We start from the raw sequence: 12,027 nt of genomic DNA, 5'->3' as shown, positions 1-12,027 counted from the left end.
TGCATGAGTAATTTCCGTCGATATTATTTCCCGGCCCTTTATGGCCTGATCACCTATTTCAGTATCCGGCTTTTGCTGGATACTGTTACTGGTATGAAATTCTGGGAAAGGACATTGGGTCTGAATATCATTGAGATCAGCGCCTCCATCTTTTTTGGATATCTCCTGATAGGCGCCCACCATTACCTGTACAGGTACTTTGATAAACATTGGGCAGAGATGGATTACCGGCAGCGGGTATGGAAAGAACCAGGTGTTATTACCCTGATGACTGTGCTGTTTCAGAACATTTTCATGCTGCCCATGGCCGCTTTTACTGATGACGGGGCGCAATGGTATGACGTGGCGGATATTAACGTAATACCCCTGTTATATTCACTGATCTATTACGGTATAAGCCGGAGTAATACTTTCCTGCAGGCGTATGTAAATAACAAGGTGAAGCTCCAGGAGGTAATGAATAATCAGCTGCAGGCCGAGCTGAAGTTCCTGAAGTCGCAGCTGCATCCCCACTTTCTCTTTAACGCGCTTAATACTATTTATTTCCAGATGGATGAAGACGTCAACGCTGCCAAGAAAAGTGTGGAGCAGTTCTCTGAATTGCTCCGTTACCAGTTGTACGATCAGCAGCAAACCGTTTCTATCCGGCATGAAATTCAATACCTGCACAGTTTCATCAATCTGCAGAAGGTAAGGGCCTCAGATAAGTTGGTACTAAACCTCCACCTGGACCCGGATCTGTACGATCAACAGGTCTATCCTTTACTGCTGTTCCCCCTGGTAGAAAATGCATTCAAGTATGTAGGCGGAGAATATTGGATCAATATACATGCATCACTGGAACAGAAACGGATACTTTTCAGTGTGGAGAACGCGATCCCTAAGATCAGGATGCCCGCAAAAGCTGGCGGTATAGGGCTGGAGAACCTGAAACGCCGGCTGGAACTTTTATACCCGGGAAAACATACATTTGAGATCAATAAGACAGAACGTACCTTCAGTGTGGCGTTATCTATAGAGACTGAACCTGTCGTTTACCAGACCATAATAACAGAAGCAGATGAAGATCAGATGCGTCATCACGGATGATGAGCCCTATGCAAGAAAAGGATTACAGGGGTACATAGGACAGATCGATTTTCTGGAACTTGTAAGTACCTGCGAGAGCGCCGTAGAGTTAAACACCTTCCTTAAACAGGAACAGGTAGACCTCTTATTCCTGGATATAGAAATGCCTTATCTCTCAGGCATCGACCTCCTGAAGACACTGGCCAATCCGCCTAAAGTGATCTTCACCACCGCTTACGAAAAATATGCTGTACAGGGCTACGAACTGGAGGTGCTGGATTATCTGCTGAAACCTGTTTCTTTCGATCGCTTTATGCGTGCTGCCAATAAGGCTTTTGACTATTTCAGCCTGCAACAGCAGGTAAAACCGCAGCAGGAGTACTTTTTCGTAAAGGTGGACAACAAGCTGGAGAAAGTAGTGATAGCAGATATACTATTTGCAGAAGGGATGGAAAACTACATCGTTATCTACACAAAAGAAAAGAAGCTGATCACACACCTTACGCTAAAGATGCTACAGGAACGCCTGCCGGCTGATAAATTTGTACAGCCGCACAAGTCTTACCTCGTCGCTGTCGACAAGATCGATGCCATTGAAGGCAATACGCTCGGACTTTCCGGATACCAGGTGCCCGTGTCCCGTTACCAGAAAGATGAGATCATGCAGCGCATCCTGCAGGATAAGATCCTTAAACGATGATCAGAAGCTAACGGTCACATGCTGCAGGATAAGAAAAATAGTCAGCAATACAGCACTGCTGCGATTCAATGCCTCTGTCGACAGCAGCATTGTTTGTCGTTACCTGATCACATACACCGGGGTTCGTCCTTAAAGGGGTATGTAGCTGCAAGCGATGATCACAAACCAACTGCCGCATCCGCATTAATAATCCCCCAGCCGAACTTACTGCTCCTGCTATTCGCAAAGCTGGATGCTCTCGCCATCCTGGCAATGATACTGTCCCGAGGATAGCCTGGATATTTACTCCATACAAGTGCTGCAATAGCCGAACAGCTGGCGGTTGCCACTGACGAACCGCCCACCGTGGAAGGAATGTCGCCACTCATGGCAATACTCAGCGGATTCCTGCCAGTAGAAGATTTCTGCATCACAATGGCGAAGTCCACTTTACTACCCGTGTGGCAATTGTCACACCTGTCTCTGAGATTATCTTTCATACCGGTCACTGCCACCACCTGTGGCTGATTAGCGGGGAAGATGACGCCTACAAAGCTGGCAAAGAAAGAAGTGGACGTACCCGCAGCACAGAACATCAGTTTCTGCTTACCGTATGCATAAACGAGGGCATCTTTGATCTGGCCTGAGCTAAAGACGGTACCCATACTCATGCTGATAATCCGTATTGCCGGATCATCAGCTCCCACTACATAGGCGTTGGTAACGCCATTGATAGCATCAGTAGAGAGCAGCACCACATTCTCGGCGGCATGTACAGTAATGAGGTCACAGTTATAGGCAATGCCCGCTGTGTTGCCATCGGTGCCTCGCGGACCTGCCAATACACCTGCCATGCTGGTGCCATGTCCGCAGGGATCGTCAGGACTACCGTTATAGTAAGTGCCGATCTTTTGTATGGTCCTGCCGGCAGACCAGCCCTGGTTGAACATACTGCCCAGATTTTCCTGCTGCGGACTCACACCTGTATCAATGATCATTACTTTGATATGCTGTCCGGTGGACCGCTGCCAGGCCTGTTCTATCCGATGATAGGGATAATTCCAGGAGAGTTTTGCGGCGGGGGATGTCACCGTATAATCAGCACCCGCTACAAGGTCAGTTTTAGCCGAATTATAGCCACAACCGGAGGCAAGGATGTCTGATGCCGCTGCGGCGTCTCTTGGGCTTATATCGCGCATAAATGCCCCATAACCGATGGGTTCTGCATAACGCACCTTAGAGGAGGTACGCAAAGCCCTGACTGTTTCAAAATGACTGATGCGTACGTTCAGGAACCGTAGTTTGTCGGCAGTGGAAGTACGCAGGTCCGTTCTTTGTATGCTGCCTTCCTTTTCTCCGATCATTTGTAGTATTTCGGCTGCGCCGGATGCCGTGGAATATCCTACAGATAAAATACTATCCCCATGCAGCAGTGCGCTCCAGACCATGGTGTCGCTGGCCATCTTCCAATCGAAATAACCATGTGTTTCCAGCTGCTGGTTCACAAAAGCATTGATAGCTGACTTGGGAATGATCTCCTGCGGGTCTTGCCGGGGAGGTGTGAATGGAAGGGTATCTGTTTTACGGCAGGAAGTGGACAGTATAACGACTACGCCCACCATTAGAAAATAAGGGGTCCTCATCTGTTACGTTTTATTTGATTAACAATCCTGACTGATAGATAACGTGGCTGTTGATACGTTTGGGTTCTTACTATTAATTTACGGAAAATTGTTGGGATATACCATTTCCGGACAGAAGTGGTGTGGCTTAGACACCAGTTACAACGACACCAGAAACAGCAAGAAACGTGGCAGCAAACTGCAACCCCAAGCCAGTGGCCGGTAAAAAGCCCCCCCGACCAACGCTTCCTGCACATTCCCCTGCCTTAACCACAATTTCTTTCTCGTCGCGAATTGCAAAGCAAAAATCATTTTAACAATGATTTGGTTTTAATGCTAAATAGTATACATTTGCAACAAAGATGCAAATGATATAGAGTGCAGTGCAGTAGCGCTGTACAGACGCTTCCGGGTACCCTTTATCCCGGTACGGACCTTCTATTTTAATAACTATAACATATGATCCCGAACAGACTGCCTGTTACGGTGCTGAGTGGCTTTCTCGGCGCTGGCAAGACTACTTTGCTCAATCATATCCTTCACAATAAAGAAGGATTGAAAGTAGCGGTTATTGTGAACGACATGAGCGAAGTCAATATCGATGCACAACTGGTGAGGAATGAACAGACACTCAGCCGCACGGAAGAGAAGCTGGTAGAAATGAGCAATGGTTGTATCTGCTGTACCCTGCGCGAAGACCTCCTGATAGCAGTAGAGAAGCTGGCAAAAGAGAGGAGGTTTGATTATCTGCTGATAGAAAGCTCCGGTATCAGTGAACCGCTGCCTGTTGCGCAGACATTCAGCTATCAGGATGAAGCGAACGCCATAGATCTTAGCCAGCTTTCAAGACTGGATACCCTTGTTACGGTAGTGGACTGTTTTAATTTCCTTCGTGATTTCAGCAGTGTTGAATCACTGCAGGACAGGCAGGTCACGGATATGGAAGGCGACCACAGGACGATCGTGAACCTGCTGACAGACCAGATCGAATTTGCCAATGTCATCATCCTCAATAAAACCGATCTTGTTACTCCTGAAGAACTGGGCATGTTACAGGCAGTGATCAGGAAGATGAATGCCAATGCCCGCATCATCCCTTCTTCTTTCGGTAAGGTACCGTTGCAGCATATATTGAACACCGGTCTCTTTGACTTTGAAGAAACCAGTCAGAGCGCAGGCTGGATCGAAGAACTGAACAAATCACATCATACGCCTGAAACAGAGGAATATGGTATCAGCAGTTTTGTGTACCGTAGCAGAAAGCCATTTCATCCGGAACGCTTCTGGCAATATCTGAACAACGACTGGCATTCTAATATCATCCGCAGTAAAGGCCTTTTCTGGCTGGCTTCACGTAAAGATGATGCCTTGAACTGGAGTCAGGCCGGCGGTAGCCTGCGTGCTGAACGTGCTGGGGTATGGTGGTCCAGCATGCCTTACGGTGAGCGGATACGTTATGCATCATTCCTTGATAACGAAGATGAGATCGAAGACAGATGGGACAAACGTTTTGGTGACCGGCACAACGAACTTGTCATCATTGGCAGCCGTCTTGATAAAGATACTATTATAAAGGAGTTGGAGGATTGTCTGTGTAATGAAGCAGAACTTGTAATAATGGAAAAAGGTGGAAGTTTTCCTGACGATTTCCCCCTGTAACCTGACAGAGATGATGAAGGAACGGGGCTGGTCTTTTGAGCCGGCCCCTTATTGTTTTTCGCCAGTTAACGTAAACATAACATATAAGTAAAAGGTCGCTTTATAATTTAGTGCCGCATATCGGCCAACAATTATGATAGAGAACCTGACAGACGCGGAATTGTTATCACTTTCACAAACTGGCGATGAGAAAGCATTTGAGGCGATCATGTATCGGTATAATGTACAGCTGTACAAGTATATCTACACGCGCATCCGTAGTGAACATGATGCAAAAGATCTGTTACAGGAGGTATTTATTTCCTGCTGGAAGAACCGGCATACTATTAATAATATAACAGCATATCTGAAAAGGTCTGTACACTATGCGATTATCGACTGGCAGATAGCAAACAAAAAGCTACTGGCCCGACAAACCACTCTACTGGAAAAGGACGAACCCACCACATACCCTGTAGAAGACCAGCTGATATCTATGGAGATCCGGGAAGAAGTAGAAACAGAGATCTCCCGGATGAATGAGACCATGCGTAAGATATTTGTATCCAGTCGCTGGGAATCCAAATCTATCCCTGAAATAGCCCGTGAGTACGGCCTTTCCGAGCAAACAGTAAAAAATAACCTCTCCCTTGCACTCAAACGCATCCGCCTGCGCCTGGCCGCTTTTTTCCTGATGCTTGTTTACGTTCTGGTAACATTGAGTTTACAATTCCTTAACGGTACCACTTTTCAGTTTTGAGGACTTTACTGATGAATGGGAACATCATCATCAGACAAAGCCGCGCTGTTAGCGCTTTTAGAAAAATACCGTGCCGGTGGGTGTACACCGGAGGAAACTGCCCGTATACAGGCGTGGTTCGACAGTTTTGAAGAACTGCCTGATAGCGGGGAGGTGAAAACTGCTGCTGATGAGGTGGTGGTCAATACGATGCACACGCTCTTCCCACGCAGGGGAGGATCTATAAGATATATCATGCTCAGCGCGGCTGCTGTACTGGTGGTAGCGCTTACCAGTCTGCTTTTTATATACAGGTTCTATATGAAAGCACCGGTCCCTGTCACTTATTCATCGTTTACAACAGGAAACGGTGAACGTAAAAAACTGACCCTGCCGGATGGTAGTACGCTGACCATGAACGGGGGCAGTACGCTGCGTATTCCCTCTAATTTTGGCGATAGTGCAAGAGAGCTGGTTTTTACAGGTCAGGGAACTTTTGATGTCAAACAGAATAGTAAACAGCCATTTATAGTACATACCGGAGATGTCCGCACAGTAGTACTGGGTACTGCTTTCGACGTGAAGGCATATCCTGGGGACAAGGCCTTACAGGTGGCAGTACTGAATGGTAAGGTGCGCATCGAGAAACAGGAGCAGGGCCATACGGAGGTGCTGGCTCCCGGTGTGACTAAAAACCAGCTGCTGACCTATGAAGCGACGTCGGGTAAGCATGAACTAAAGCCCTGTAAAGCCGATGAAATTGCAGGCTGGCAACAGAACAAATTATTCTTTGATCAGGCATCACTGGAAGAGATCGCAGTAATACTAGGGAGACAATACAATACACATATTACGCTCGCCGGCAAGGCGAAGCACAACTGCCGTTACACTTTGCAGTTAAAGAACGAACCGCTGGACAAAGCTTTGGTGCTGCTACAGCAGCTGTCGGGGATCTCTTATGTCGTAAACAACAATGAAATAAAAATCAATATTTCGTCATGCGAATAAAATGTAATGCGCCAACAACAAAGCGGCAGTTACGACTGCTCGTCTTATTTCTTTTTGCTCATGTGATCTGTTTTGCAAATGATGTGCAGAATCAGTATGTCACTGTTACCGTACGCAAAGCGCGTATCAGTTTAAACGTAAAAAATCAGCCCCTCAAAAATGTGTTCCTGCTTATCGAGCAGAAGACAGGCCTTTCCGTAGGCTACAATGCTACTGCAATCAATGCTATGGAACCTGTAAGCTACAAGGCAGATGACGAAATGTTGTCTACCGTATTTCAGGACCTGCTGAAAGATTACCAGGGTACAGTAAAGCAGGTGGATGAGAGCCACATCTTCCTGAAACTGGAAAAAAGAAAGGTGGTGGAAAAAGTAGTGCTGCCCGTGGCTGCCATTGCTGCTACGCCGATCGTAGTATCGGGTACAGTGACTGACGAAAACAATCAGCCGGTACCCGGTGTAAGCATTCATGAGAAAAATACTAGGAAAAATACGACCACCGATGCAGGTGGTAAATACAGCATTGCTGTCAATACCGGTGATGTGCTGGTATACAACTTTATCGGTTACGCTCAGCAGGAGATAACTGTAGGTGCTGAAAACATGATCAATGTACAACTGAAAGTGCAGAACAGTCAGTTGAAAGAGATCGTGGCTATCGGTTACCAGTCCGTCAGGAAGAGCGATGTAACCGGCGCTATTTCCAGTGTGAAAGCAAGTGAGTTGAACCTGACATCTCCTTCCGTAGGGCAGGCCCTGGTAGGTAAAGTAGCAGGCGTACAGGTATCGCAGGTGAGCGGTGCGCCTTATGCCAGCACGAAAATCCGTGTACGTGGTATCGGTTCCATCAATGCCGGTTCCAACCCGCTGTATGTAGTAGATGGTTATCCGATGGATAATGATATTTATATCAACCCGGAGGATATTGAGTCTATCGATATCCTGAAAGATGCTGCTTCTGCGGCTATCTATGGTTCCCGCGCTGCCGGCGGTGTGGTGATCATCACTACCAAACGTGGTAAGGAAGGCAAAGGTAAGTTTGAATATGATATTCAGTCAGGTGTAAACCAGCTGGCCAGGAAAGTAAAGCTCCTGAATGCAGACGAATTTGCACAGCTGATGATCGACGGCAGGAACAACTCCTACCAGGACCTGGTGGTAAACAGAGGGCTACAGTGGACTGATGCGATGTTCTCTGACGACAACGCCACGCGTGTGGCGAAAGTGGGTAACGCTAACTCTGTGCAGATCGATCCGACCTTTTACGACTTCGCCAGTCAGCAAATGATCAAGCCGAAATACAATACCGACTGGCAGGACCTGCTGTATCGCAATGCGATATTCAGCCGTCATAACCTGTCATTCTCCGGCGGTAGCAAAGAAGTAAAATACTATATCAGCGGCGGCTATCAGAACCAGGATGGTATTATCCTGAATACTGGCATTAAAAAGATCAACTTCCGTGCAAACATTGACGGTCAGATCAACTCAAAGCTGAGAGCGGGTATGAACGTTTCCTATACTAACAACCAGAACAAGGAAACAGAGGAAGGTCGCTGGGACCATAACCCGATTATGGCTGCATTGCTGATGCTGCCTACTTACCGTGCATATGACGACAATGGCAGGATTGTGAAGAATGAAGTGGCTGCGCTGTCTGCTACCTACGGTTATAACAGCTTTGAAAATCCATTAGCCATTGCGCAGGAGATCAACATCCGTCGTAAAGGCAATCGCAGTACCTACAATGGTTATGCTGTTTACCAGCTGCTGCCGGAATTGTCTGTGAAGGCCAACCTGGGTATGACCAATTATGCTGAGAAGTATGACTATTATTATCCGACCAGTCTGAGTAGCGGTGTAAATGCACCTTACTCCACACAGGCAAAGGCTGCCGCGAACGCAAAAGCGAAGAACACCGGCATCACCGATCAGCTGGGTGAGTTCACCGCCAACTATAGCAAACAGTTTAACAAGCATAAGTTAGATGTGCTGGGTGGTTATACCGTACAGAAAACGACCGGCGACATCCTGGAAGTAAAAGCCCAGGGATTCCAGGACGATCGTATCCAGGAGTTGAACGCTAAAGGTGCGGACGCTGCACTCTTCACGCTGACAACGGCCTCTAAGTATACCTATACACTGGTGTCTTACCTGGGTCGTATCAACTACAATTATGATAACCGTTATTACCTGACTGCCTCATTCCGTACTGATGCATCTTCCCGCTTTGGGCCTGAAAATCGTTGGGGTAACTTCCCTTCAGTAGCAGCGGGCTGGAACATCTCCAATGAATCATTCTACCATGATTGGTTAGGACAGCATTCTACACTGAAACTGCGTGCCAGCTGGGGCTTGAGCGGTAATAATAACATCGGTAACTACAACTCTATCCAGGTAATGGGTACGCCTACCGGTGTGCCATTGGGTAACGGTACCGTGAATACCGGCACTTTCGCAGGTGGTATCAAAGATCCGAAGATTGGCTGGGAGTCTACTTCACAGTATAACGGTGGTCTGGACATCGGATTGTTCAATGGCCGTCTGAATGTGATCGCTAACTACTACCTCAGTTATTCTTATAACCTGTTGTTCAATCAGCCCATCTCCGCTATTGCCGGTGCTACCACCGTGCTGACCAACCTGCGTGATTCCAAGATCCGTAACAGGGGTATTGACTTACAGCTGGATGCAAGAGTGATAGATGGCAATGATTTCCGCCTGAACTTCGCCGGTAACATCTCCGTGAACCGTAACAAGGTACTGGACATGGGAGGTGCAAATACGATCCTCACCGCAGGTGCGGAGCGTTCTTATCTGACGCACATTACACAGGCCGGACAGCCGGTAGGTATGTTCTACGGTTTCAGGGTGCTGGGCGTGGCTACAGAGGCCAATTATAAAACACTGGCGCCTTCAGCTTCCAGCTCTAACCCTTTACATCCGGGCGACCTGTACTTCTATGACAAGAATGGCGATCATGTGGTGAACGATGCTGACAAAGATGTGATCGGCAATCCTTATCCGAAGTTTACTTACGGCTTTAACCTGTCTGCTACTTATAAAGACTTTTATTTCTCTTCTTCCTTCAATGGTTCTTACGGCAACCAGGTGCTGGACGGGCAGGATTATTACCTGTACAACATGGAAGGTTCCGGCAACCAGTATGCCGATGTAGCACAGCGCTTCCGTTCTGTTAGTCAGCCGGGCAATGGCAAAGTATACCGTGCTTCCCGCGCAGGCACACAGAGTAACAGCACCCGCTTGTCTACCTTCTACCTGCAGGATGCATCATATTTCAGGTGTACCAATATTGTGCTGGGTTACAACTTCAGGTTCCGCAGCTTACAGGAGAAACTGGGTGTGACAAAGGCAACCATATTCGCGAGCGTAGACAACGCATTCACCATCACCAAATACAAAGGGTATAACCCGGAAGTAGATTTTAACGGAAACAGTACTAACCCGAACCTGGCGCCTGGCGTTGATTACGGTATGTATCCGCTGGTGCGTGCCTATAATGCCGGTGTTAAACTTGCTTTCTGATCTATTGACGCTTAAACAAAAAAGAATGAAGAAGAATATTTCGATTATACTGGGTTTTGCAGCTCTGCTGGCAACATCCGCATGTAACAAGGATTTCCTCAACCAGACGGATCCAAACAGCCAGACGGTGGGTAATTATTTCCAGACTGAGAACGACGTACTGCTGGCCGTGAATGGTGTTTACCAGGCCCTGAGAAGCAATAATGCGCTCGGGGAGAGCAGTGGACTGTTTTCGGAAGAACGTTCTGACAATACCGGCCGTAACGACAACCAGTCGAACGCCGGTGAGCCTTTCCAGTTTGGCGATTTTTCGCTGCTGCCAAGCAATACCTATCTGAAGTCGCACTGGGTAGACATGTACCAGGTGATCTCCAGGGCCAATCTGGTGTTATCCAACATCGATAACGTCACTTTCGCCAGTGAGGATACAAAGAAAGGTTATGCTGCTGAGGCGAAGTTCGTGCGTGCACTGATCTATTTCCACATGGTGCGCAAATGGGGCGATGTGCCTTTGGTAACAAAACAAATGACGCTCGATGAGGTGAGGGCTAATACCTTCCGTTCAAAAGATACTGCCGTGTACAGCCAGATCGTTGCCGATCTGCTGGATGTGGTGAACAGTTCCCTGCCCAATTTCCAGACAGGCACTAATGTTGGCAGGGTATCCAAAGCTGCGGGTAACGCATTACTGGGTCAGGTATATCTGACCATGGCGCTTACCATCGATAATGGCAAGCGTGACGAAAATCTCGCGAAGGCAAAACAATACCTGATGGCATGTTACGACATGCGTAAGTTCGGCGCGCTGAAAGAGATCCCTTATACGGACGTTTTCAGTGTAGATAAAAAAGGCACTTGTCCTGAGCTGATCCTCCAGATCGTGTACAAACAAGGCGATGCAACGTATGCTTCCAATATTGCAGCCAGTAACCAGGCGAACGGCGAGACCATCAACTCACAGAAAACCGCCAGCGGTGTAGGTGGTAACGTAACCGGAGACCTGATCAATGAGTATGAGAACAATGATCTGAGAAAGGATTTCTCCGTACACTTCGCCAATGCGAGCAACGTGAAGGACTGGTACATCACCAAATACCGTGACGTCAGCGATGCCGCAGGCAAGAACGGGTATGGCGGTAACGACTTTATCCTGATCCGTTATGCAGACGTCATCCTGATGTTGGCGGAGGTGAATATGTACCTGGGCGACAATGCCACAGCTATCCAGTTCCTCGATATGGTGCGTGAAAGAGCTGGCATGCCGGCTTATGCAACCGCTATGCAGGATGCGGCCTACAGCGCAAAATTCCCCACACTGAAACTGGCTATTCTGCATGAGCGCCGTGTGGAGCTGGCGTTTGAAAATCACCGCTGGTTCGACCTGCTGCGCACGTTCACCACACAGGAGCTGGTGGATTATTTCCATGCAAAAGACCAGGCGTCTTTTGGTATTGCAAAGTTGAGCAATTTCTCAACAAAAGACCGGTATTATCCGATTCCGTTTGACGAGTATAAACTAGATCCTGTAAGAATGTATCAGAATACAGGATATTAATACGATAGATGAATGCAACAGGGGACGCTTCCGTAAAAGGGGCGCCCCCTTTTTTATGCGTATTATTGACCGGGGAAATTGTATTCCGGACCCTCGGGGCGTTGCATTTTCGTTTTGGGGTTGTGCCCATTTTTGGGAACCGGGTGGTTGAAACCCCGCGCTACAAACACACA

8 protein-coding genes are annotated in these 12,027 nt (G+C 47.7%); 7 read left to right on the top strand and 1 reads right to left on the bottom strand.

The genetic code is table 11. From position 1 onward, the window contains the following. Positions 1-3 precede the first annotated feature (3 nt). On the top strand, positions 4-1,089 hold the full coding sequence (locus L3C95_RS32335) for a sensor histidine kinase (protein ID WP_236394881.1): 1,086 nt from the start codon (positions 4-6) through the stop codon (positions 1,087-1,089). Then, a complete protein-coding gene (locus L3C95_RS32330) occupies positions 1,061-1,768 on the top strand; it encodes a LytR/AlgR family response regulator transcription factor (protein ID WP_236394878.1) in 708 nt (235 codons plus the stop codon). Before L3C95_RS32335 ends, L3C95_RS32330 begins: the two co-directional genes overlap by 29 nt. Before the next feature lie 158 nt (positions 1,769-1,926). On the opposite strand, the gene L3C95_RS32325 is transcribed toward L3C95_RS32330, so the two are convergent. Beyond that, positions 1,927-3,390 carry a S8 family peptidase gene (locus L3C95_RS32325; protein WP_236394876.1) on the bottom strand — a complete coding sequence of 488 codons (1,464 nt, stop codon included), beginning with the start codon at positions 3,388-3,390 and terminating at the stop codon, positions 1,927-1,929. 438 nt (positions 3,391-3,828) lie between these two features. Here L3C95_RS32325 and L3C95_RS32320 point away from each other — a divergent pair, with 438 nt between their 5' ends. From L3C95_RS32320 to L3C95_RS32300, 5 genes are all read left to right on the top strand, one after another. Then, positions 3,829-5,028, top strand: a complete 1,200-nt coding sequence (locus L3C95_RS32320; RefSeq protein WP_317207727.1) for a GTP-binding protein — start codon at positions 3,829-3,831, stop codon at positions 5,026-5,028. Positions 5,029-5,161: 133 nt separating this feature from the next. After that, on the top strand, positions 5,162-5,767 hold the full coding sequence (locus L3C95_RS32315) for an RNA polymerase sigma factor (RefSeq protein ID WP_236394874.1): 606 nt from the start codon (positions 5,162-5,164) through the stop codon (positions 5,765-5,767). Positions 5,768-5,782: 15 nt separating this feature from the next. Then, entirely contained in the window at positions 5,783-6,754 is a 972-nt protein-coding gene (locus L3C95_RS32310) for a FecR family protein (protein ID WP_236394873.1), read from the top strand. Beyond that, positions 6,745-10,299 (top strand): SusC/RagA family TonB-linked outer membrane protein, encoded by a 3,555-nt coding sequence (locus tag L3C95_RS32305; RefSeq protein ID WP_236394871.1) that lies wholly within the window; start codon positions 6,745-6,747, stop codon positions 10,297-10,299. Before L3C95_RS32310 ends, L3C95_RS32305 begins: the two co-directional genes overlap by 10 nt. Before the next feature lie 25 nt (positions 10,300-10,324). Further along, positions 10,325-11,854, top strand: a complete 1,530-nt coding sequence (locus L3C95_RS32300; RefSeq protein WP_236394869.1) for a RagB/SusD family nutrient uptake outer membrane protein — start codon at positions 10,325-10,327, stop codon at positions 11,852-11,854. The last annotated feature ends 173 nt before the right edge of the window (positions 11,855-12,027 follow it).

The sequence above is a fragment of the Chitinophaga filiformis genome (assembly GCF_021646545.1).
GTDB classification, from domain to species: domain Bacteria; phylum Bacteroidota; class Bacteroidia; order Chitinophagales; family Chitinophagaceae; genus Chitinophaga; species Chitinophaga filiformis_A.
This window is presented reverse-complemented; position numbering and strand designations above follow the sequence as displayed.

What these genes read in the sequence shown, in the direction of transcription:
- L3C95_RS32335 (WP_236394881.1), top strand. Translation starts at nt 4, where the DNA reads ATGAGTAATTTCCGTCGATATTATTTCCCGGCCCTTTATGGCCTGATC.
- L3C95_RS32330 (WP_236394878.1), top strand. Translation starts at nt 1,061, where the DNA reads ATGAAGATCAGATGCGTCATCACGGATGATGAGCCCTATGCAAGAAAA.
- L3C95_RS32325 (WP_236394876.1), bottom strand. Translation starts at nt 3,390, where the DNA reads ATGAGGACCCCTTATTTTCTAATGGTGGGCGTAGTCGTTATACTGTCC.
- L3C95_RS32320 (WP_317207727.1), top strand. Translation starts at nt 3,829, where the DNA reads ATGATCCCGAACAGACTGCCTGTTACGGTGCTGAGTGGCTTTCTCGGC.
- L3C95_RS32315 (WP_236394874.1), top strand. Translation starts at nt 5,162, where the DNA reads ATGATAGAGAACCTGACAGACGCGGAATTGTTATCACTTTCACAAACT.
- L3C95_RS32310 (WP_236394873.1), top strand. Translation starts at nt 5,783, where the DNA reads ATGGGAACATCATCATCAGACAAAGCCGCGCTGTTAGCGCTTTTAGAA.
- L3C95_RS32305 (WP_236394871.1), top strand. Translation starts at nt 6,745, where the DNA reads ATGCGAATAAAATGTAATGCGCCAACAACAAAGCGGCAGTTACGACTG.
- L3C95_RS32300 (WP_236394869.1), top strand. Translation starts at nt 10,325, where the DNA reads ATGAAGAAGAATATTTCGATTATACTGGGTTTTGCAGCTCTGCTGGCA.